This window comes from Aeromonas sp. 96A, from assembly GCF_051919165.1.
Lineage (GTDB): Bacteria > Pseudomonadota > Gammaproteobacteria > Enterobacterales > Aeromonadaceae > Aeromonas > Aeromonas veronii.
The window spans coordinates 3769842-3794861 of record NZ_JBQBFE010000001.1; the positions used below are offsets into that span (position 1 = coordinate 3769842).

At 58.1% G+C, this 25020-nt stretch carries 8 protein-coding genes and 2 tRNA genes; 7 read left to right on the top strand and 3 right to left on the bottom strand.

Annotated features, from left to right (window positions below):
• The first annotated feature begins 207 nt into the window (after positions 1–207).
• Entirely contained in the window at positions 208–14421 is a 14214-nt protein-coding gene (locus tag ACTG2W_RS17585; RefSeq protein ID WP_440016438.1) for an Ig-like domain-containing protein, read from the top strand.
• Positions 14422–14584: 163 nt separating this feature from the next.
• Entirely contained in the window at positions 14585–17572 is a 2988-nt protein-coding gene (locus ACTG2W_RS17590) for a choice-of-anchor K domain-containing protein (RefSeq protein WP_440016544.1), read from the top strand.
• Positions 17573–17645: 73 nt separating this feature from the next.
• Here ACTG2W_RS17590 and ACTG2W_RS17595 read toward each other — a convergent pair whose 3' ends face one another.
• Positions 17646–18140, bottom strand: a complete 495-nt coding sequence (locus tag ACTG2W_RS17595) for a hypothetical protein (RefSeq protein WP_005335330.1) — start codon at positions 18138–18140, stop codon at positions 17646–17648.
• A 185-nt stretch (positions 18141–18325) separates the two neighbouring features.
• On the opposite strand from ACTG2W_RS17595, the gene ACTG2W_RS17600 reads away from it, so the two are divergent.
• Positions 18326–20281: a sensor domain-containing protein gene (locus tag ACTG2W_RS17600; RefSeq protein ID WP_440016545.1), complete on the top strand. Its 1956-nt coding sequence runs from the start codon at positions 18326–18328 to the stop codon at positions 20279–20281.
• 63 nt (positions 20282–20344) lie between these two features.
• Here the strand turns inward: ACTG2W_RS17600 and rraB are convergent, their stop codons facing one another.
• Positions 20345–20680, bottom strand: a complete 336-nt coding sequence (gene rraB, locus ACTG2W_RS17605; protein ID WP_026034893.1) for a ribonuclease E inhibitor RraB — start codon at positions 20678–20680, stop codon at positions 20345–20347.
• A 265-nt stretch (positions 20681–20945) separates the two neighbouring features.
• On the opposite strand from rraB, the gene ACTG2W_RS17610 reads away from it, so the two are divergent.
• The 3 genes from ACTG2W_RS17610 to ACTG2W_RS17620 all read left to right on the top strand — a co-directional run bounded on the left by ACTG2W_RS17610 (position 20946) and on the right by ACTG2W_RS17620 (position 22802).
• Positions 20946–21021, top strand: a tRNA-Phe gene (locus ACTG2W_RS17610).
• 4 nt (positions 21022–21025) lie between these two features.
• Positions 21026–21101, top strand: a tRNA-Asn gene (locus ACTG2W_RS17615).
• A gap of 426 nt (positions 21102–21527) precedes the next feature.
• Positions 21528–22802 carry an alpha/beta fold hydrolase gene (locus ACTG2W_RS17620; protein WP_440016439.1) on the top strand — a complete coding sequence of 425 codons (1275 nt, stop codon included), beginning with the start codon at positions 21528–21530 and terminating at the stop codon, positions 22800–22802.
• A 52-nt stretch (positions 22803–22854) separates the two neighbouring features.
• On the opposite strand, the gene ACTG2W_RS17625 is transcribed toward ACTG2W_RS17620, so the two are convergent.
• Positions 22855–23832: a cytochrome-c peroxidase gene (locus ACTG2W_RS17625; protein WP_106842891.1), complete on the bottom strand. Its 978-nt coding sequence runs from the start codon at positions 23830–23832 to the stop codon at positions 22855–22857.
• 418 nt (positions 23833–24250) lie between these two features.
• Between ACTG2W_RS17625 and ACTG2W_RS17630 the strand changes: the two genes are divergently transcribed.
• Positions 24251–24976 carry a carbonic anhydrase gene (locus ACTG2W_RS17630; protein ID WP_106842890.1) on the top strand — a complete coding sequence of 242 codons (726 nt, stop codon included), beginning with the start codon at positions 24251–24253 and terminating at the stop codon, positions 24974–24976.
• Positions 24977–25020 lie beyond the last annotated feature (44 nt).

The following is a 25020-nucleotide window of genomic DNA, read 5'->3' on the forward strand; positions in this document are numbered from 1 at the left end:
TTGCCATGCTCCTGTCATCATTCTGTAATTTATTGATAATTTTGGTTTTTGCCATTCTAACAACCTCGTTTTACACACTTCTGTCTGGTTGAACAGTTCAGCCTCAAATCGGTCTATCCTTTCGAATTTTCGAGCTGGTTATTTTTCCCCTCAGTCTGCAAAGTAGGCTGTGGCTTATTGCATTCAAATCAGGATTCAGGAGAGAACATGATTACCAATGCCGTTACCTTGGAACAGGGCGTAACCGTAACCCAACTCAAAGGACAAATTTATCTGGTTGCCGCTGATGGCAGCCGGAAGCTGTTGGCTGAAGGGGATGTACTGCCGAAAGGGGCGGTGATCATGTCGCCGGATGGCGCCAGTTTCATGGGCGGCGGACAGTCGTTCAATGTGCAACCAGCCAGCGAGCAGAGTGAGCCCGCTGAAGAGGGGGATGCTCCCCAGCTGGCGCAAAACGGCGCTGCAGGTACTCCTGATGATATCAATGCCTTGCAACAGGCGATCTTGGGTGGAGCTGACCCGACCCAGGCCTTTGAAGCCTCAGCAGCAGGCGGCGCGCCTGCCGCCGGTGGTGGCGGTATCGGTGGTGTCGCCGGTTCCAGTGGTAACGGCGGTTTTGTCACCATCGATCGTACCGGTGATGCAACCATTGCCGAAGCCACTTTCGATACCACCTACAACGCCAATGGCGAGCCACCGCTGGGTGTTGCTGGCGAAGATGAAGTATTCGACCTGACTCCGCCCACCATTTCCGTGGTTGCGCCAGATAACACAAAAGACAGCACCCCAACCCTGACCGGAACCACAGATGCTCCCGTTGGCAGCACCGTGACCCTGCTGGTCACCGATGCAAACGGTAATCAACAAACCCTGACTGCTATCGTCACACCCGCTGGCACCTTCACCGTGGATGTGGTTACCCCCTTGGCCGAAGGCTCTTATACCGTTACAGCCACAGTGACCGATCCTGCGGGTAATACCGGCAGTGCGACTGATTCAGGGAGTGTGGATGTAACCGCTCCAGTGATCACCGTCGATGCGCCTGATAACACCCGAGACACGACCCCGACAATCACTGGTACTACCAATGCGGTTCCAGGCAGCACGGTCACTCTGGTGGTGACCGATGCCAATGGCAACCAGCAAACCTTGACCGCCACGGTGCAACCGGGTGGTAACTACAGCGTGGATGTCACAACCCCGCTGGCGGAAGGCAGCTATCAGGTGACGGCCAGAGTCACCGATCCGGCTGGCAATACAGGCTCTGCGACCGATGACGGCAGCGTTGACACCATGGCGCCGGAGATCACGGTGGATGCACCGGACAATACCAATGACACTACCCCGACCATCAGCGGCAAGACGGATGCGGCAGAAGGCAGCACCGTCACCATCTTGGTGACCGATGCCAAGGGGGGCGAACAGACGCTGACGACGACCGTCGACAAGGATGGCAACTATCGCGTAGATGTCACTACCCCGCTGGCGGAAGGTGGCTATAAAGCGGATGCCAGCGTGACTGACAAGGCGGGCAACACCGGCAAGGCGACGGACGACGGCAGCGTTGATGTGACTGCGACTGGCGCGCCGGTGGTGACCATTGTGGATGACCGCAATCCGGATGATGGTGTGCTGACCAAGGATGAGATTGGCAACGACAACATCCAGGTGACCGTGCAGGTCAACGCCGCCGATCTGGCGGATGGCGGCAAGGTGAACCTGACCATCACCAACGGCAGCACGACCAGCGATATCGAACTGACGCTGGTCGATGGCAAGCTGGTCGACGGGAGCGGCAAGCAGTACGGCTACAGCAACGGCATCATCAGCTGGACCGAAACCCGTCCGGCGGACGGTGCCCAGTTGAAGGTAGGCGCGACCCAGACCGACAAGGCCAACAACACTTCGGACAAGGGCAGCGACCAGGCGACTGTGGGTGACACCACGGCGGCCGGTGCACCGGTGGTGACCATTGTGGATGACCGCAATCCGGATGATGGTGTGCTGACCAAGGATGAGATTGGCAACGACAACATCCAGGTGACCGTGCAGGTCAATGCCGCCGATCTGGCGGATGGCGGCAAGGTGAACCTGACCATCACCAACGGCAGCACGACCAGCGATATCGAACTGACGCTGGTCGATGGCAAGCTGGTCGACGGAAGCGGCAAGCAGTACGGCTACAGCAACGGCATCATCAGCTGGACCGAAACCCGTCCGGCGGACGGTGCCCAGTTGAAGGTAGACGCGACCCAGACCGACAAGGCCAACAACACTTCGGACAAGGGCAGCGACCAGGCGACTGTGGGTGACACCACGGCGGCCGGTGCACCGGTGGTGACCATTGTGGATGACCGCAATCCGGATGATGGTGTGCTGACCAAAGATGAGATTGGCAACGACAACATCCAGGTGACCGTGCAGGTCAATGCCGCCGATCTGGCGGATGGCGGCAAGGTGAACCTGACCATCACCAACGGCAGCACGACCAGCGATATCGAACTGACGCTGGTCGATGGCAAGCTGGTCGACGGGAGCGGCAAGCAGTACGGCTACAGCAACGGCATCATCAGCTGGACCGAAACCCGTCCGGCGGACGGTGCCCAGTTGAAGGTAGACGCGGCCCAGACCGACAAGGCCAACAACACTTCGGACAAGGGCAGCGACCAGGCGACTGTGGGTGACACCACGGCGGCCGGTGCACCGGTGGTGACCATTGTGGATGACCGCAATCCGGATGATGGTGTGCTGACCAAAGATGAGATTGGCAACGACAACATCCAGGTGACCGTGCAGGTCAACGCCGCCGATCTGGCGGATGGCGGCAAGGTGAACCTGACCATCACCAACGGCAGCACGACCAGCGATATCGAACTGACGCTGGTCGATGGCAAGCTGGTCGACGGGAGCGGCAAGCAGTACGGCTACAGCAACGGCATCATCAGCTGGACCGAAACCCGTCCGGCGGACGGTGCCCAGTTGAAGGTAGACGCGACCCAGACCGACAAGGCCAACAACACTTCGGACAAGGGCAGCGACCAGGCGACTGTGGGTGACACCACGGCGGCCGGTGCACCGGTGGTGACCATTGTGGATGACCGCAATCCGGATGATGGTGTGCTGACCAAGGATGAGATTGGCAACGACAACATCCAGGTGACCGTGCAGGTCAACGCCGCCGATCTGGCGGATGGCGGCAAGGTGAACCTGACCATCACCAACGGCAGCACGACCAGCGATATCGAACTGACGCTGGTCGATGGCAAGCTGGTCGACGGGAGCGGCAAGCAGTACGGCTACAGCAACGGCATCATCAGCTGGACCGAAACCCGTCCGGCGGACGGTGCCCAGTTGAAGGTAGACGCGACCCAGACCGACAAGGCCAACAACACTTCGGACAAGGGCAGCGACCAGGCGACTGTGGGTGACACCACGGCGGCCGGTGCACCGGTGGTGACCATTGTGGATGACCGCAATCCGGATGATGGTGTGCTGACCAAGGATGAGATTGGCAACGACAACATCCAGGTGACCGTGCAGGTCAATGCCGCCGATCTGGCGGATGGCGGCAAGGTGAACCTGACCATCACCAACGGCAGCACGACCAGCGATATCGAACTGACGCTGGTCGATGGCAAGCTGGTCGACGGAAGCGGCAAGCAGTACGGCTACAGCAACGGCATCATCAGCTGGACCGAAACCCGTCCGGCGGACGGTGCCCAGTTGAAGGTAGACGCGACCCAGACCGACAAGGCCAACAACACTTCGGACAAGGGCAGCGACCAGGCGACTGTGGGTGACACCACGGCGGCCGGTGCACCGGTGGTGACCATTGTGGATGACCGCAATCCGGATGATGGTGTGCTGACCAAAGATGAGATTGGCAACGACAACATCCAGGTGACCGTGCAGGTCAATGCCGCCGATCTGGCGGATGGCGGCAAGGTGAACCTGACCATCACCAACGGCAGCACGACCAGCGATATCGAACTGACGCTGGTCGATGGCAAGCTGGTCGACGGGAGCGGCAAGCAGTACGGCTACAGCAACGGCATCATCAGCTGGACCGAAACCCGTCCGGCGGACGGTGCCCAGTTGAAGGTAGACGCGACCCAGACCGACAAGGCCAACAACACTTCGGACAAGGGCAGCGACCAGGCGACTGTGGGTGACACCACGGCGGCCGGTGCACCGGTGGTGACCATTGTGGATGACCGCAATCCGGATGATGGTGTGCTGACCAAAGATGAGATTGGCAACGACAACATCCAGGTGACCGTGCAGGTCAATGCCGCCGATCTGGCGGATGGCGGCAAGGTGAACCTGACCATCACCAACGGCAGCACGACCAGCGATATCGAACTGACGCTGGTCGATGGCAAGCTGGTCGACGGGAGCGGCAAGCAGTACGGCTACAGCAACGGCATCATCAGCTGGACCGAAACCCGTCCGGCGGACGGTGCCCAGTTGAAGGTAGACGCGACCCAGACCGACAAGGCCAACAACACTTCGGACAAGGGCAGCGACCAGGCGACTGTGGGTGACACCACGGCGGCCGGTGCACCGGTGGTGACCATTGTGGATGACCGCAATCCGGATGATGGTGTGCTGACCAAGGATGAGATTGGCAACGACAACATCCAGGTGACCGTGCAGGTCAACGCCGCCGATCTGGCGGATGGCGGCAAGGTGAACCTGACCATCACCAACGGCAGCACGACCAGCGATATCGAACTGACGCTGGTCGATGGCAAGCTGGTCGACGGGAGCGGCAAGCAGTACGGCTACAGCAACGGCATCATCAGCTGGACCGAAACCCGTCCGGCGGACGGTGCCCAGTTGAAGGTAGACGCGACCCAGACCGACAAGGCCAACAACACTTCGGACAAGGGCAGCGACCAGGCGACTGTGGGTGACACCACGGCGGCCGGTGCACCGGTGGTGACCATTGTGGATGACCGCAATCCGGATGATGGTGTGCTGACCAAAGATGAGATTGGCAACGACAACATCCAGGTGACCGTGCAGGTCAATGCCGCCGATCTGGCGGATGGCGGCAAGGTGAACCTGACCATCACCAACGGCAGCACGACCAGCGATATCGAACTGACGCTGGTCGATGGCAAGCTGGTCGACGGGAGCGGCAAGCAGTACGGCTACAGCAACGGCATCATCAGCTGGACCGAAACCCGTCCGGCGGACGGTGCCCAGTTGAAGGTAGACGCGACCCAGACCGACAAGGCCAACAACACTTCGGACAAGGGCAGCGACCAGGCGACTGTGGGTGACACCACGGCGGCCGGTGCACCGGTGGTGACCATTGTGGATGACCGCAATCCGGATGATGGTGTGCTGACCAAGGATGAGATTGGCAACGACAACATCCAGGTGACCGTGCAGGTCAATGCCGCCGATCTGGCGGATGGCGGCAAGGTGAACCTGACCATCACCAACGGCAGCACGACCAGCGATATCGAACTGACGCTGGTCGATGGCAAGCTGGTCGACGGAAGCGGCAAGCAGTACGGCTACAGCAACGGCATCATCAGCTGGACCGAAACCCGTCCGGCGGACGGTGCCCAGTTGAAGGTAGACGCGACCCAGACCGACAAGGCCAACAACACTTCGGACAAGGGCAGCGACCAGGCGACTGTGGGTGACACCACGGCGGCCGGTGCACCGGTGGTGACCATTGTGGATGACCGCAATCCGGATGATGGTGTGTTGACCAAGGATGAGATTGGCAACGACAACATCCAGGTGACCGTGCAGGTCAATGCCGCCGATCTGGCGGATGGCGGCAAGGTGAACCTGACCATCACCAACGGCAGCACGACCAGCGATATCGAACTGACGCTGGTCGATGGCAAGCTGGTCGACGGGAGCGGCAAGCAGTACGGCTACAGCAACGGCATCATCAGCTGGACCGAAACCCGTCCGGCGGACGGTGCCCAGTTGAAGGTAGACGCGACCCAGACCGACAAGGCCAACAACACTTCGGACAAGGGCAGCGACCAGGCGACTGTGGGTGACACCACGGCGGCCGGTGCACCGGTGGTGACCATTGTGGATGACCGCAATCCGGATGATGGTGTGCTGACCAAGGATGAGATTGGCAACGACAACATCCAGGTGACCGTGCAGGTCAATGCCGCCGATCTGGCGGATGGCGGCAAGGTGAACCTGACCATCACCAACGGCAGCACGACCAGCGATATCGAACTGACGCTGGTCGATGGCAAGCTGGTCGACGGGAGCGGCAAGCAGTACGGCTACAGCAACGGCATCATCAGCTGGACCGAAACCCGTCCGGCGGACGGTGCCCAGTTGAAGGTAGACGCGACCCAGACCGACAAGGCCAACAACACTTCGGACAAGGGCAGCGACCAGGCGACTGTGGGTGACACCACGGCGGCCGGTGCACCGGTGGTGACCATTGTGGATGACCGCAATCCGGATGATGGTGTGCTGACCAAGGATGAGATTGGCAACGACAACATCCAGGTGACCGTGCAGGTCAATGCCGCCGATCTGGCGGATGGCGGCAAGGTGAACCTGACCATCACCAACGGCAGCACGACCAGCGATATCGAACTGACGCTGGTCGATGGCAAGCTGGTCGACGGGAGCGGCAAGCAGTACGGCTACAGCAACGGCATCATCAGCTGGACCGAAACCCGTCCGGCGGACGGTGCCCAGTTGAAGGTAGACGCGACCCAGACCGACAAGGCCAACAACACTTCGGACAAGGGCAGCGACCAGGCGACTGTGGGTGACACCACGGCGGCCGGTGCACCGGTGGTGACCATTGTGGATGACCGCAATCCGGATGATGGTGTGCTGACCAAAGATGAGATTGGCAACGACAACATCCAGGTGACCGTGCAGGTCAATGCCGCCGATCTGGCGGATGGCGGCAAGGTGAACCTGACCATCACCAACGGCAGCACGACCAGCGATATCGAACTGACGCTGGTCGATGGCAAGCTGGTCGACGGGAGCGGCAAGCAGTACGGCTACAGCAACGGCATCATCAGCTGGACCGAAACCCGTCCGGCGGACGGTGCCCAGTTGAAGGTAGACGCGACCCAGACCGACAAGGCCAACAACACTTCGGACAAGGGCAGCGACCAGGCGACTGTGGGTGACACCACGGCGGCCGGTGCACCGGTGGTGACCATTGTGGATGACCGCAATCCGGATGATGGTGTGCTGACCAAGGATGAGATTGGCAACGACAACATCCAGGTGACCGTGCAGGTCAATGCCGCCGATCTGGCGGATGGCGGCAAGGTGAACCTGACCATCACCAACGGCAGCACGACCAGCGATATCGAACTGACGCTGGTCGATGGCAAGCTGGTCGACGGGAGCGGCAAGCAGTACGGCTACAGCAACGGCATCATCAGCTGGACCGAAACCCGTCCGGCGGACGGTGCCCAGTTGAAGGTAGACGCGACCCAGACCGACAAGGCCAACAACACTTCGGACAAGGGCAGCGACCAGGCGACTGTGGGTGACACCACGGCGGCCGGTGCACCGGTGGTGACCATTGTGGATGACCGCAATCCGGATGATGGTGTGCTGACCAAAGATGAGATTGGCAACGACAACATCCAGGTGACCGTGCAGGTCAATGCCGCCGATCTGGCGGATGGCGGCAAGGTGAACCTGACCATCACCAACGGCAGCACGACCAGCGATATCGAACTGACGCTGGTCGATGGCAAGCTGGTCGACGGGAGCGGCAAGCAGTACGGCTACAGCAACGGCATCATCAGCTGGACCGAAACCCGTCCGGCGGACGGTGCCCAGTTGAAGGTAGACGCGACCCAGACCGACAAGGCCAACAACACTTCGGACAAGGGCAGCGACCAGGCGACTGTGGGTGACACCACGGCGGCCGGTGCACCGGTGGTGACCATTGTGGATGACCGCAATCCGGATGATGGTGTGCTGACCAAGGATGAGATTGGCAACGACAACATCCAGGTGATCGTGCAGGTCAATGCCGCCGATCTGGCGGATGGCGGCAAGGTGAACCTGACCATCACCAACGGCAGCACGACCAGCGATATCGAACTGACGCTGGTCGATGGCAAGCTGGTCGACGGGAGCGGCAAGCAGTACGGCTACAGCAACGGCATCATCAGCTGGACCGAAACCCGTCCGGCGGACGGTGCCCAGTTGAAGGTAGACGCGACCCAGACCGACAAGGCCAACAACACTTCGGACAAGGGCAGCGACCAGGCGACTGTGGGTGACACCACGGCGGCCGGTGCACCGGTGGTGACCATTGTGGATGACCGCAATCCGGATGATGGTGTGCTGACCAAAGATGAGATTGGCAACGACAACATCCAGGTGACCGTGCAGGTCAACGCCGCCGATCTGGCGGATGGCGGCAAGGTGAACCTGACCATCACCAACGGCAGCACGACCAGCGATATCGAACTGACGCTGGTCGATGGCAAGCTGGTCGACGGGAGCGGCAAGCAGTACGGCTACAGCAACGGCATCATCAGCTGGACCGAAACCCGTCCGGCGGACGGTGCCCAGTTGAAGGTAGACGCGACCCAGACCGACAAGGCCAACAACACTTCGGACAAGGGCAGCGACCAGGCGACTGTGGGTGACACCACGGCGGCCGGTGCACCGGTGGTGACCATTGTGGATGACCGCAATCCGGATGATGGTGTGCTGACCAAGGATGAGATTGGCAACGACAACATCCAGGTGACCGTGCAGGTCAACGCCGCCGATCTGGCGGATGGCGGCAAGGTGAACCTGACCATCACCAACGGCAGCACGACCAGCGATATCGAACTGACGCTGGTCGATGGCAAGCTGGTCGACGGGAGCGGCAAGCAGTACGGCTACAGCAACGGCATCATCAGCTGGACCGAAACCCGTCCGGCGGACGGTGCCCAGTTGAAGGTAGACGCGACCCAGACCGACAAGGCCAACAACACTTCGGACAAGGGCAGCGACCAGGCGACTGTGGGTGACACCACGGCGGCCGGTGCACCGGTGGTGACCATTGTGGATGACCGCAATCCGGATGATGGTGTGCTGACCAAAGATGAGATTGGCAACGACAACATCCAGGTGACCGTGCAGGTCAATGCCGCCGATCTGGCGGATGGCGGCAAGGTGAACCTGACCATCACCAACGGCAGCACGACCAGCGATATCGAACTGACGCTGGTCGATGGCAAGCTGGTCGACGGGAGCGGCAAGCAGTACGGCTACAGCAACGGCATCATCAGCTGGACCGAAACCCGTCCGGCGGACGGTGCCCAGTTGAAGGTAGACGCGACCCAGACCGACAAGGCCAACAACACTTCGGACAAGGGCAGCGACCAGGCGACTGTGGGTGACACCACGGCGGCCGGTGCACCGGTGGTGACCATTGTGGATGACCGCAATCCGGATGATGGTGTGCTGACCAAGGATGAGATTGGCAACGACAACATCCAGGTGACCGTGCAGGTCAATGCCGCCGATCTGGCGGATGGCGGCAAGGTGAACCTGACCATCACCAACGGCAGCACGACCAGCGATATCGAACTGACGCTGGTCGATGGCAAGCTGGTCGACGGAAGCGGCAAGCAGTACGGCTACAGCAACGGCATCATCAGCTGGACCGAAACCCGTCCGGCGGACGGTGCCCAGTTGAAGGTAGACGCGACCCAGACCGACAAGGCCAACAACACTTCGGACAAGGGCAGCGACCAGGCGACTGTGGGTGACACCACGGCGGCCGGTGCACCGGTGGTGACCATTGTGGATGACCGCAATCCGGATGATGGTGTGTTGACCAAGGATGAGATTGGCAACGACAACATCCAGGTGACCGTGCAGGTCAATGCCGCCGATCTGGCGGATGGCGGCAAGGTGAACCTGACCATCACCAACGGCAGCACGACCAGCGATATCGAACTGACGCTGGTCGATGGCAAGCTGGTCGACGGGAGCGGCAAGCAGTACGGCTACAGCAACGGCATCATCAGCTGGACCGAAACCCGTCCGGCGGACGGTGCCCAGTTGAAGGTAGACGCGACCCAGACCGACAAGGCCAACAACACTTCGGACAAGGGCAGCGACCAGGCGACTGTGGGTGACACCACGGCGGCCGGTGCACCGGTGGTGACCATTGTGGATGACCGCAATCCGGATGATGGTGTGCTGACCAAGGATGAGATTGGCAACGACAACATCCAGGTGACCGTGCAGGTCAATGCCGCCGATCTGGCGGATGGCGGCAAGGTGAACCTGACCATCACCAACGGCAGCACGACCAGCGATATCGAACTGACGCTGGTCGATGGCAAGCTGGTCGACGGGAGCGGCAAGCAGTACGGCTACAGCAACGGCATCATCAGCTGGACCGAAACCCGTCCGGCGGACGGTGCCCAGTTGAAGGTAGACGCGACCCAGACCGACAAGGCCAACAACACTTCGGACAAGGGCAGCGACCAGGCGACTGTGGGTGACACCACGGCGGCCGGTGCACCGGTGGTGACCATTGTGGATGACCGCAATCCGGATGATGGTGTGCTGACCAAGGATGAGATTGGCAACGACAACATCCAGGTGACCGTGCAGGTCAATGCCGCCGATCTGGCGGATGGCGGCAAGGTGAACCTGACCATCACCAACGGCAGCACGACCAGCGATATCGAACTGACGCTGGTCGATGGCAAGCTGGTCGACGGGAGCGGCAAGCAGTACGGCTACAGCAACGGCATCATCAGCTGGACCGAAACCCGTCCGGCGGACGGTGCCCAGTTGAAGGTAGACGCGACCCAGACCGACAAGGCCAACAACACTTCGGACAAGGGCAGCGACCAGGCGACTGTGGGTGACACCACGGCGGCCGGTGCACCGGTGGTGACCATTGTGGATGACCGCAATCCGGATGATGGTGTGCTGACCAAAGATGAGATTGGCAACGACAACATCCAGGTGACCGTGCAGGTCAATGCCGCCGATCTGGCGGATGGCGGCAAGGTGAACCTGACCATCACCAACGGCAGCACGACCAGCGATATCGAACTGACGCTGGTCGATGGCAAGCTGGTCGACGGGAGCGGCAAGCAGTACGGCTACAGCAACGGCATCATCAGCTGGACCGAAACCCGTCCGGCGGACGGTGCCCAGTTGAAGGTAGACGCGACCCAGACCGACAAGGCCAACAACACTTCGGACAAGGGCAGCGACCAGGCGACTGTGGGTGACACCACGGCGGCCGGTGCACCGGTGGTGACCATTGTGGATGACCGCAATCCGGATGATGGTGTGCTGACCAAGGATGAGATTGGCAACGACAACATCCAGGTGACCGTGCAGGTCAATGCCGCCGATCTGGCGGATGGCGGCAAGGTGAACCTGACCATCACCAACGGCAGCACGACCAGCGATATCGAACTGACGCTGGTCGATGGCAAGCTGGTCGACGGGAGCGGCAAGCAGTACGGCTACAGCAACGGCATCATCAGCTGGACCGAAACCCGTCCGGCGGACGGTGCCCAGTTGAAGGTAGACGCGACCCAGACCGACAAGGCCAACAACACTTCGGACAAGGGCAGCGACCAGGCGACTGTGGGTGACACCACGGCGGCCGGTGCACCGGTGGTGACCATTGTGGATGACCGCAATCCGGATGATGGTGTGCTGACCAAAGATGAGATTGGCAACGACAACATCCAGGTGACCGTGCAGGTCAATGCCGCCGATCTGGCGGATGGCGGCAAGGTGAACCTGACCATCACCAACGGCAGCACGACCAGCGATATCGAACTGACGCTGGTCGATGGCAAGCTGGTCGACGGGAGCGGCAAGCAGTACGGCTACAGCAACGGCATCATCAGCTGGACCGAAACCCGTCCGGCGGACGGTGCCCAGTTGAAGGTAGACGCGACCCAGACCGACAAGGCCAACAACACTTCGGACAAGGGCAGCGACCAGGCGACTGTGGGTGACACCACGGCGGCCGGTGCACCGGTGGTGACCATTGTGGATGACCGCAATCCGGATGATGGTGTGCTGACCAAGGATGAGATTGGCAACGACAACATCCAGGTGATCGTGCAGGTCAATGCCGCCGATCTGGCGGATGGCGGCAAGGTGAACCTGACCATCACCAACGGCAGCACGACCAGCGATATCGAACTGACGCTGGTCGATGGCAAGCTGGTCGACGGGAGCGGCAAGCAGTACGGCTACAGCAACGGCATCATCAGCTGGACCGAAACCCGTCCGGCGGACGGTGCCCAGTTGAAGGTAGACGCGACCCAGACCGACAAGGCCAACAACACTTCGGACAAGGGCAGCGACCAGGCGACTGTGGGTGACACCACGGCGGCCGGTGCACCGGTGGTGACCATTGTGGATGACCGCAATCCGGATGATGGTGTGCTGACCAAAGATGAGATTGGCAACGACAACATCCAGGTGACCGTGCAGGTCAACGCCGCCGATCTGGCGGATGGCGGCAAGGTGAACCTGACCATCACCAACGGCAGCACGACCAGCGATATCGAACTGACGCTGGTCGATGGCAAGCTGGTCGACGGAAGCGGCAAGCAGTACGGCTACAGCAACGGCATCATCAGCTGGACCGAAACCCGTCCGGCGGACGGTGCCCAGTTGAAGGTAGACGCGACCCAGACCGACAAGGCCAACAACACTTCGGACAAGGGCAGCGACCAGGCGACTGTGGGTGACACCACGGCGGCCGGTGCACCGGTGGTGACCATTGTGGATGACCGCAATCCGGATGATGGTGTGCTGACCAAGGATGAGATTGGCAACGACAACATCCAGGTGACCGTGCAGGTCAATGCCGCCGATCTGGCGGATGGCGGCAAGGTGAACCTGACCATCACCAACGGCAGCACGACCAGCGATATCGAACTGACGCTGGTCGATGGCAAGCTGGTCGACGGGAGCGGCAAGCAGTACGGCTACAGCAACGGCATCATCAGCTGGACCGAGACTGCCCCGGCCAACGGCAAGTCGTTGACGGTGATGGCGACCCAGACCGACAAGGCGGGCAACGTCTCCCTGCCGGACAGCGACAACGCGCAGATCCTGAATGAAGCGCCGGAGACGGCGAACAAGCAGGCAAACGGTCGGGAAGATGCAGCTAGCATCGCCATCCCGACCCTCAGCGGCAGCGACATTGACGGTACGGTGGTGAGCTTCACCATCAAGAGTCTGCCAGCCCACGGCACCCTGTATCTGGGTGACGTGGTGGTGACAGCTAATCAGACCATAGCTGTTGCGGATGCGGGCAAGCTAACGTTTAAACCGGATGCCAACTGGAACGGTGATACCGGCTTCACCTATGTGTCGGTGGACAACGACGGCGCCGTAGATGCGAGCCCCGCCACCGTGACCATCAAGGTGGATGCGGTCAACGATCTGCCGACGTTGACCATATCCAAGGATGCAGTCGTCTCCGAAGAAGGTCTCCTTGGTGGGCTGAAAGATGAATTGGGTGAAGATGGCCAGAAAGATGCTACTGATGAGATCGTTGCCAAGGGAGTGATTACTGTCGGTGATGTTGACAGCAACAACTTGACAGTTTCACTGGGATGGCCAACCGATGATGGTGCTCAACCAGTTTATTCTGGTGGTGTTAAGGTCGAGTGGATCTGGGATGTGGACAGCAAGACGCTGGTTGGTTATACCGGGACCCCAGGCAGTGATGGTTACAAGGCAGTAGTCGAGGTCAAGCTTACTGCACCGGATGCGAGCGGCAAGGGGGATTGGCATTATGACTTGACCCTCAAGGGGCCACTTGACCATCCGCTCAAGGATCAGGAGGATTCCCTCTCGTTCGATCTGGAGGTCAAGGTTTCTGACGGCATTGCGACCACGACTGGTAAGCTGGGCGTCACTGTCGAAGATGACGCTCCGATTGCAGGGAATGCTGATGTGGTCTCCGTTGCCAAAACAGATATTCCCAAGGTGTTGACTGGCCTATTTGACCTGACCCAACACTCGGCAACGGCAAATCAGAGAGAGCTTGATCTGGACGGGTTCAAGATCACCGCCAAAGGGTTCAAGTCGGCGACCGATTCAACTCTTATTGCTGCAGATGTCAATGCTTCAACGGCTGGGCTTGGTGTTGCAAGTAGCAATAGTCCTTATCACAACCTCGCCAATGAAGTGGATTTCCGTCTCTTTGGGGAATGGAAAGTCTGCATCCGAGGAGCTGATCGTCAAGCTCGATCCGGGGACCGTGGCCTATGGCGCCAATATCAAGTTCAGCCAGATGTTTGGCAAAGAGTTGGAAAGTGGAGTGGTAGAGTTTTACCGCGACAAGGTATTAGTCTCCACACTACCGTTCAGATCGGATGCTGCTGGGGGAGAGTACAACCAGAACTTCCAGGTGCAGCAGGGCGGTTTTGACACCATGGTGATCAAGGCCACCAACAACGGCAACACCAATACCTCAGATAACAGCGACTTTACCGTCAAGTCTATCGAGTTCCTTGGCTCCTCTACCCCGCAGGCGATTGCCTATGGCTCCGGTACTCTCGCACCACAATGGGGTGCTGATGGCAAAGGGCATATGGCGCTTGACATCAAGGATACAGACTTTGAGCACGGTTTATTGACAGCCACTGGATCTCGTATCTCCATCAGCAATAGCGGTAGCAATACACTGCTGGGGCATGATGAGAGTAACAAGTTAGTCTTCAAGTTGGAGTTCACCCCTGCTACCGGCAAATGGGAGTTCTTCCAGTATGCCGAGATGCAGCGTCCGGACGATGGCGACATTGACTTTACCTTCATGGCATATGATCGCGATAAAGATGGCTCGCAAGGGAGCTTTGCTGTCAACCCGCTGGTACGCCCAGCAGTGGTCAATATAGCAAGTGACAGCGAGCTTGAAGGTACAAATCTGCAACATGTGGTGACCCTGAGCGGGGCGACCAATGTGGTAACCCAGTACAGCTTCTCCATTGCTGGTACAGGAATGAATGCCGCGACAAGAGCTGATTGGGAAAGGCCAACATTTAGCCATGGTGTGACTCTGAGCGCTGATGGCAAGAGTGTGATCGTACCTGCAGGGGTGACCAGCTTCACGGTTACCGTGCCTACAGTGAACGATCGTCTGGTTGAGACTAACGAGACTCTGCAGGTGACCGTAGGTGACAAGAGTGGCACTGGCACCATCATCGATAACGATTTTAGAGTCCATTTAGAGAATGGTCTGGTTGATGAAGATGGTTTGTCTGGTGGCAATGCTGGTTTGCCAGAGCCTGTCGGAGAACCGATCAGTGGTCCGCTTTCTGTAACCCAGCAGCTACAGGTGACAGATGGTAGTGGTAACAACGTGGCAGGTGTTCAGCTCAAGCTGTTGAGTATTGGCGGGATAACTGGCATAGAAGGACAAGTGTTGAACTGGGAGCAGGTTGGTTCGGGGCTTATTAATGGGTATATAGGTACCAAAATCCCGGCTAATCTGGCCTTTACCGTGACGGTAGACAACAACGCAAATCCGCCGAGCTATACCTTCACTCTGATTAAGCCGCTCAGCCACTTGGTGGATGGTCAAAGCAGCGAATTGACCAGTCAGGATGAACTGCGTATCACCGTGAACTACGAGGTGAGCAAAGCAGGTTTCGACACTACTCCCGACCATTTCATTGTTGCCGTGCGTGATGATGTTCCGGTTGCCGTGGTCGATGATGCCAAAGTTAATGTGGTTGTTGATTCGTTCCAAGTCTCGGGGGTTGATGCTAACTGGGTAAGTTGGAGTGGTGGTTCGTATGTGAAAGCTCGTGACTCCAATGACATTAACCCAGGTAAGGATCAAATTCGTTGGGGGGGAGGCAATAATCCATCGGGTTACGGCTTCATGGACAATGATGCCGCGTTGAATGGTTCAATTCCGATCAATGAAGAGATCAAGTTGGGCACATTCACCCACTACAACAATCCGATTGATTACAGTGCTATCAGTGCTGCAACGATGGAGGTCACTTTTTCTGTTATGGATTCAATGGGGAGGATGACCCAGGTGACAGTAACCATCAACTTCAATCACAACGAAACTCCGAATAATTGGTCCGATCCAAGGGACATCATCACCATCGGAACTGCGACCGCGAGCTTTAATTTTGAAGGCAAGGTCTACAGCCTAGAGGTGCTGGGCTTCCGTGATGCAGGTGGCAACGTAGTGAAGACTATCTACACCAACGAAAATGCCAGCAACAGCTTCGATCTGATCGTCAAGTTGGTTGAAGGGTCTGGTTATCAGCGGCCACAGACCACAGGTAATGTGCTGGCCAACGATCTTGCCGGTGCTGATGGAGGTCTGAGTGTCATAGGCTACGGAGTCGGCAGCAGTTCTACCACCTATACCAACGGTGCTGGCACCCAGGTAGTGGGTCTGTACGGGGTACTGACCATTCTGGCCAACGGTGCCTATACCTATCAGGTCACCAAGAATGGCAGCCAGATCCCGGCTGATGCGCGTGAGGTGTTCAGCTACAGCGTGCGCGATGGTGATGGCGACACCACCAACAGTACTCTGACCATCAGTGTCAACCCGGTGGACAGCAACGGGGTTCCGGTTCATCTGCCGCTGACGGTAGATGGTACCGACCTCAATGACTCAATCGTGGTGCGCAATGGCGAGAGAGCGGCTAATCCTGACCAGCTTGCGGTATCCTTCGGCGGTAATCTGCTGGGCGAAGTCACTACCAGTAACGGCGGTACCGACCATATACATACCGGTACCAGCTATAACAAGGGAAGTGCCGACCAGATCGTCAGCAGCGGTGCCGGCAATGACCATGTTGAAACCGGCAGCGGCAATGATGTCATCTATGCAGGCAAAACCGGGGCTGATGGATTCGGTACCGACGATTCGTTGCAACTGACGGTAAATCAGCTCAAGGCTCATCACATCATGACAGGCAGCTTGTCTAGCACTGATGCTGATGCCATGCTCGATGGTGACGGTCTGCTGCTGAGTGTTGATGTGAGCAGCCGACAAGCAGATGTGGTCAACAGTGGCAGCGGCAATGACAAGATCTATGGGCAGTCAGGTTCGGATATCCTGTTTGGCGGCACCGGTTACGACTATATCGATGGCGGCAGTCACAACGATGCACTGCGCGGCGGTCTGGGAAACGATATCCTAATCGGCGGGCTCGGCAACGATGTAATGCGTGGTGACGGCGGCTCAGATACTTTCGTCTGGAATCAGTGGGATACGGTATCAGGAGCCGTAGCTACGGATTACATTATGGACTTCAACAAGGGGTCAGGCACCATTAACCGTTTGGAAGGAGACAAGCTGGACTTGAGTGATTTACTTGATTCTCACAATCAGAATGATCTGACTTCTCTACTCTCTGTTATTCAGGGGGGCGATGGTGTGCATCTGTTTATCAGAGAAGACAATAGTGTTACCTCATCAACTCAAGAGATTGTGTTGATGAATCATACCTTCGACAGCCTGACAGGCGGTTCTAATACTACGACCGAGCAGGTGCTCGATTACATGTTGCGTAACATATTGGTGATCGACAAGCCTCATGGCTAAGACGACCAGACGGTAGAAAAGTAAAAGCGGCAGAGCAATCTGCCGCTTTTTTTATCTTTGCAGGGAAGCGAAATCAGTTGCCGAGGGTGGCGAACAGGCTCTGCTCCAGGGTACCGCGGGAGACACAGACCGGCTTGATGGACGGGGCCGGTACGCGCTCGCCTGAGGATTCAACGAAGAACAGCTCGGTGTTGCCCTTGACGTTGACGGTGGCCACGCTGCTGTTGCCGCTCTGGGTGATGATCAGGTTGATCTGCAGGTTCGGGTTGCCCAGTGCAACTTTGGAACCCATGGTACCGCAGTCCAGCCACTCCAGCCCGTCGGCTGACTGGTTGACGTTGGCAGTCATCAGGCCGGAGCCACGCTGGCTGTTTTCGATGGTGAGGCCGTGATCGGTGAACCACTTCTCGGCGCGAGCCCACACCAGATCCACCGGGATCGCCATTTCCTGAGTATTGTTGGTTGCCTTGGCAATTGGCGGGTTGTAGCGATACTCCTCACCGCCGTTATTGTCACCAGCACAACCAACCAGCAGCAGCGCCAATGCGCTCCCCATAATCTTTTTCATCTTGTTTCTCTCGTCCATATCACCAGGCCATTGGCCAACCAGCGCCTATTATCGCCGGAGCGACAATCTCTGTCAGCAACCATCCAGCGTTCGGTGTTATGGGGAGGTAATCGGGGTGCTTTACAAAATTGGTTTGCTATCATAGATTTGCTCGAAATTCCTCCATAAGCACCCCTGTGACCAACATGCTCACCCCGGATCTGCTGCAGCAGATCATCGACCAATTGCCAATGAGTATCTTCTGTCGGGATAGTCATGGGCGTTACCTGTTCGCCAATCGTGAGTTCGCCCGTGAAGCCAAGCTGGAGTCGCCTGCCGAGGTGGTGGGCAAGAGTGATGCGCAAATGCCCTGGGGCGATGTTTTTCGCGGTGAGGATGATCAGCTGCTGGCAGGGGGTGTGCCGTTGCTTCATCAGCAACTGCATTGTAACCGGGGCGGTGATACCTGCTGGATGGAGGTGCACAAGGTGCCTCTTTACACCCCGCAGGGAGAGGCGTGTGCAGTGTTTGGCGTGGTTAACGAGATTGCCCAGCGCAAGAGCCTGGAACAGACGGTCAAAAAGCAGCAGTTGTTGCAGCGTTTTCTGCTCGATGCCATTCCTGATCTGATCCGCTTCGATGATCATAACGGGGTGTTGCTGGAGTGCAATCAGGCGTTTCTCGACTTTATCGGCCATGGGGCCGATGAGGTGCTGGGTCAGCAGCTACCGTTCCGGCTGGCGGCGCCGCAGGGGATGGGCCACGGCGAGTGCTGTCTGCTGGATGCCAGCGGGCAGGGGCGACACATGGAGATCACCCGGGTCGATGTCCCCGATGGTGACGGCCACTCCCTAGGGATCCTGACGCTGGGGCGTGACATCACCGGCCTGCGCACCACTCAGGCGCAGTTGCAGCAGGAGCAGCACTACGACAGTCTGACCGGGCTGCTCAAACTCTCCCGGTTCTTGCAGACCAGTCGCCATCTTGGGGGACGCAGTGCCACATTGGTGCTGGTCGATCTGCACCATTTTCGTGAGATCAACGATCGCTTCGGCATCCGGATTGCCGACCGCCTGCTGAGCCAGGTGGCCAAGCGGTTGCAGCAGCTGGTACCGCCGCGTTCCCTGCTCTGTCGGGTCGCTGCCGATGACTTCAGCCTGCTGTTGCCCGACTTCAACGAGCCATTGCAGGGGTGGAGCCAGCATCTGCAGCAGCAGTTGATGGAGCACTATCAGGTGGAAGATCATCGCATCCAGATCCCGGTGTTTCTGGGGCTGGCCCAGGGGCGGGCAAGCGATGCCGAGCGGTTGCTCAGCCATGCCGAGGCTGCGCTGGCGCAGGGCAAACGGCAGCAGCAGTACTGCACCCTGTTTGATCCCGAGCTGCATGCCCGGCTCAAGCGGCGTCAGCTGATCGCTGCCCAGTTGCCACTCGCCATCAAGTCCGCCCAGCTGGTTGCCGTCTATCAGCCCATTATCTGTACCCGTACTCACCGGCTGCACGGCGCCGAGCTGCTCTGTCGCTGGCCCCATCCCGAGCTTGGGATGATCTCCCCCGACGAATTCATTCCGTTGGCGGAAGAGATGGGGATCATCGGTCAACTGGGTCAGTTGATGCTGGAGCAGGGCTGTGCCCAGCTGGCGCAGTGGCAAACTGCGCAGCCGGATATGGTGCTCTCCATCAACCTCTCACCGCTGCAGTTCCGTGATCCGGCGCTCTGTGAGCGGGTCTTTGCCTGCATCGCTCGCCATGGTCTCAAGGCCAGTCAGCTGGAGCTGGAGATCACCGAAGGGGTACTGATGGAGAATGCAGACGAGATTGAGACCAACCTCGACAACCTGATCGCCGCCGGTTTTCAGCTGGCCATCGACGACTTTGGTACCGGTTACTGTTCGCTGGCCTATCTGCCGCGTTTGCAGGTGGCGACCCTCAAGCTGGATCGCAGCTTCACTCAGGGGCTGGCCAGCAATAGCGCGACCACCGCTATCGTGCGTTCGGTCATCGGGTTGGGCCATGAGCTGGGGATCAGCATCACTGCCGAAGGGGTAGAGACACCCGAGCAGCAGTTGTGGCTGACCGAGGCGGGGTGTGATCGGTTACAGGGCTATCTGTTCAGCCGCCCCCTGCCGCCGGCGGAGTTTGCTGCCAGCTATCTGGCGTGAGAGATCGTCAGAAACAACAAGGCCACCGCAAGGTGGCCTTGTTGTTTTACGATGGAGGCAGGATCAATCCTGGAAGTAGGTGCCCCAACCATCGTAATCCACCCCGTATTTTTCCAGGATGGGCAGCATCTTGGCGATATCGGCGACGATCGCTTCGACATTCAGTTTGCACTCGATGGTGGCATCGAAGCAGAAGATGGTGGCGCCGTCATCCAGTTCCATCTCTTCGGCATCGGTCACTTCAAAACCGGCCTTGAACAGGTCAACCGCTGCTTTTTCCAGACGGTCGAAATCCTGGCAGGCGAAGTGGTGCTCGATGTCGTAATCCGCATCGGGATTGCTGCCATCGGCCAGCAGTTCGTTGACGATCTCGGTGGTCTCATCACGCCACTCTTGCATATTCAGACTCATGTTGCCTCCAGGCGGTATCATTGCGGCAAAGCATACTCGCAGAGTGGATTCGGCTCAATGCGGCGGACCCACTGAACCTCGAATTTCCATCATATTGGCGCAGCCTGCAGGGCGTGCAGAGGTCAGCAAGTATGGCAAACAGGACTGAAATGGATAATAAATGGTCGCTTCGTTCGGTTGTTGAGCGAACGCACTTTTTATCGTGCCATCATGGTTGACACTCTGCGCTGGAAAGGGTTTAATGCGCGCCGTTGCCCAGATAGCTCAGTCGGTAGAGCAGGGGATTGAAAATCCCCGTGTCGGCGGTTCGATTCCGTCTCTGGGCACCACAATTCCTCCTTAGTTCAGTCGGTAGAACGGCGGACTGTTAATCCGTATGTCACTGGTTCAAGTCCAGTAGGAGGAGCCAAATTCGAAAAGCCCGCTCAATCGAGCGGGCTTTTTCATTTCTAGTTGCTGTTGCATGCTGCCAAAAAGAGCGTTGCGCCACAGGTGGCACTGAACAGCAGCATTCCGGTCTGCAACATGCTGCCAGGGCATGGCTTCTTCTCTCTTTTTCTGGCCCTGATCCACTTCGGTTTCATCACATTCCCTTATCCATTTTGTCGGCCTGAATGGCTGCACTCCTGTGCAGGCGAGCCATCTTTGTTGAATGGCGCCATGGCGTCAATCTCCCCTGCAAAACAATTAATTCAGCACTGTTGAAGAGCGGCTTGTCTGGTGATGTTTTGACCTTTAAGCCATTGTTAACATTTTGGGAAACCGGAGTGACCCTGTGGCTGGGCGGGGATATGATGGGGTCAATGATGTTCCCATCCTGACGGAGAGATCCCAGATGAACAGCCCCTTAAGCTATATACTGGACGGCATTCATTGCGAGCCGCACTTTTTTACCGTTCCCCTCGATCATGATGAGCCGGATGGTGACAGCATTACCCTGTTTGCCCGCACCCTCTGCCGTAAAGACAAGCTCGATGAGACGTTGCCCTGGCTGCTTTTTCTGCAAGGGGGGCCGGGATTCGGGGCTCCGCGCCCGACGGCCAACAGCGGTTGGCTCAAGCGGGCGTTGCAGGAGTTCAGAGTGCTGCTGCTGGATCAGCGTGGCACCGGGATGTCGAACCCCATCCACGGGCATAGTCTGGCCAAAATGACCCCGGCCGAGCAGGCGGAGTATCTCGGCCATTTTCGCGCCGACAGCATAGTGCAAGATGCCGAGTTCATCCGGCAGGAGCTTAGCCCCAAGCATCGCTGGAGCCTGCTGGGGCAAAGCTTTGGCGGTTTTTGCTGCCTGACCTATCTCTCGCTCTTCCCCGACAGTCTGCGGGAGGTCTATATCACCGGCGGCATCGCGCCGATTGGCCGCAGCGCCGAGGAGGTGTACCGCGCCACCTACCAGCGGGTGGCTGACAAGAACCGAGCCTTCTTCGCCCGCTTCCCCCACGCTCAGGGGATTGCCAACCGGCTGGCCAACCATCTGCACCAGCATGATGTGCGACTGCCCAACGGCCAGCGCCTGACGGTGGAGCAGTTCCAGCAGCAAGGGCTGGATCTCGGTGCCACGGGTGCCTTCGAGGAGCTTTATTACCTGCTGGAAGAGGCCTTTATCGGCGACAAGCTGAGCCCAGCCTTTCTCTATCAGGTGCAGAGCATGCAGCCATTCAATACCAACCCGCTGTTTGCCATCTTGCACGAGGCTATCTACGCCGAAGGGGAGGCGACTCGCTGGGCGGCGGAGCGGGTCAGAGGGGAATTCCCGGCGGTGAACTGGGCACCCGGCAAGGATTTCGCCTTCACCGGCGAGATGGTTTACCCTTGGATGTTCGAGCAGTTCCGCGAGTTGCTGCCCCTGAAAGAGGCGGCTCATCTGCTGGCCAACAAGGCGGACTGGGGGGCGCTCTATGACCCGGCACAACTGGCCCGCAACCAGGTGCCGGTAGCATGCGCCGTTTATGCCGAGGATATGTATGTGGAGTTTGACTACAGCCGCGAAACTCTGCGTGGCCTGGGGAGCAGTCGCGCCTGGATCACCAATGAATATGAGCACAACGGTTTGCGTGCCGATGGTGAAGCGATTCTTGATCGTCTGATCGCCCTGAATCGGGATCGCTGAATCGTCCGGTAAGGTAGCAGACAACAGGGGCCACGGCCCCTGTTGTTTTTTATCAGCTTTTTACCTCTGGTTTGGGGGTATCAGGTTGTGACGGTGGGAGTTGTGGCAACACGATCTGCGGCTGCTCACCGGTCAGGCTCTTGAGGTAGGCAGTCATATCTTCGGCTTCCTGATCTGTGAGGCGCTGCCCCAGCTGGATATCAGCCATGATCTGGACTGCCTCTTTCAGATCCCATACTGCACCATCGTGGAAGTAGGGATAAGTCAGCTCGATATTACGCAGGGTGGGTACCTTGAACCAGCCGATGAACTGCTTCTCTCCGGTGACGGCACCGCGACCCTGAGCCGGGTTGTCCGTTTTGTAACTCTTGACCAGTCCCATCTTCTGATAAGAGTTGCCGCCGATAGCGACCCCGTTGTGGCATGTCGTGCATCCTTTGGCTTTGAACAGCTCATACCCTTTCAGCTGTTGTGCGGTCAGTGCCTTGCTATCCCCTTTCAACCAGCGGTCAAACGGGGCATTGGGGGTAACCAAGGTCTCTTCAAAAGCAGCGATGGCATCGGTGACCTCGTCAATGCCGAAGTTGTCCTTGCCATAAACGGCGCTGAAGCGGGTACGATAGCCAGGCAGGGTATGCAGAGTTTCGACCGCCAGATTGTGGGTAAATGCCATCTCCAGTGGGTTGGCGATGGGGCCCGCCGCCTGCTCTTTCAGATCCTTGGCGCGACCATCCCAGAACTGCACGAAGTTGAGGCTGGAGTTGAGTACGGTCGGTGAATTAATAGGGCCCACTTTCCATTTATGGCCGAGTGAGCTGACTTGATTATCCACCCCTCCGGTCGCCAGGTTATGGCAGGAGTTACAAGAGATTGCGCCGGATTTGGAGAGTCTTGGCTCGAAAAACAGCATCTTGCCCAACTCGACTTTTTCCGGGTTTGTCACCTTGGCTGGTTCCACGGGCTGTATGGGTTCATTCGCCCAACCGGCACCGGGTAATATCAGTGCCACTAGCAAACAATATTTTCTCATTGCGTCATCTCCCTTGAAGCTGTTTATGCCAGCAAGACAAGGATGACGTCAAAGTGCTGTTCATTAATTGATCAAAGTCAGGCTTGCTTGATTATTTACAATAAAAACAATCACATATGATTTGTTGGCAAAATGGGGGCAGGATAATTAAGAGGAGAGTATGGAGTTAGCATCATGTCTGGATTATGTGCGAAGCAAAGAAAATGAACAGGCGATTAATTAGATTGCTGTCATTGAATAAAGCGATTATTCAATATGCTTTGCCATTCTGCCGTTAAATAAATACCTATCAAATGCATCATTAATAATAAACCGACAGGATGAGCAAATTGTACCCTGCGTTTCAACACCCTCTGTCGTCTTGTTCTTTGGAGCGGCGCCGGATGGTCGTGCTTTTCAATCAAGATAAGGATGTATGATGAGAAAGTCTCTGTTGGCCTGCGCCCTGTTGCTGTGCCCTGTCGTGTTTGCTGCCACCCCCCATTGGGAATATAGCGGTGAGGCGGGACCTGCCCACTGGGCCAAGCTGACCCCTGAGTTTGGCCAGTGTGCGGGTAGCAATCAGTCGCCGGTTGACCTGAACGGATTGGTCGAGGCCAAACTGGCCCCGCTGGTACTCCACTATCAGGCGGGTGGCGACACAGTGGTCAACAACGGTCATACCGTGCAGGTCGGTTATGCCCCGGGCAGCATCTTGCAACTCGATGGCACCAGGTTTGAGCTCAAGCAGTTCCACTTCCATGCCCCAAGTGAAAACCTCATCGAGGGCAAATCCTATCCGCTGGAAGGGCATCTGGTGCACGTCAGTGACAAGGGAGAGATCGCCGTGGTGGCGGTGATGTTCGAGGTTGGCAAGGCCAATCCGGCGCTGGCGGCAGCCTGGAGTGCATTACCGGCCAAGGTGGGGGAGACCCAGGCCCTCAAGGCGCCGCTCTCTGCTGAGCAACTGCTGCCTGAGAATCGTGACTACTATCGCTTCAGCGGTTCCCTTACTACGCCTCCCTGCTCGGAAGGAGTGCGCTGGCTGGTGATGAAGCAGCCTGTCGAGGTCAGTCAGGCCCAGATCGACGCCTTCAAGGCGGTGATGCACCACCCCAACAACCGGCCGGTGCAGCCCCTCAATGGGCGCGTGGTGCTGCAATAACACAGCGTTGCAATAGCACTGCAGATAGCAAAAACAACAAGAGG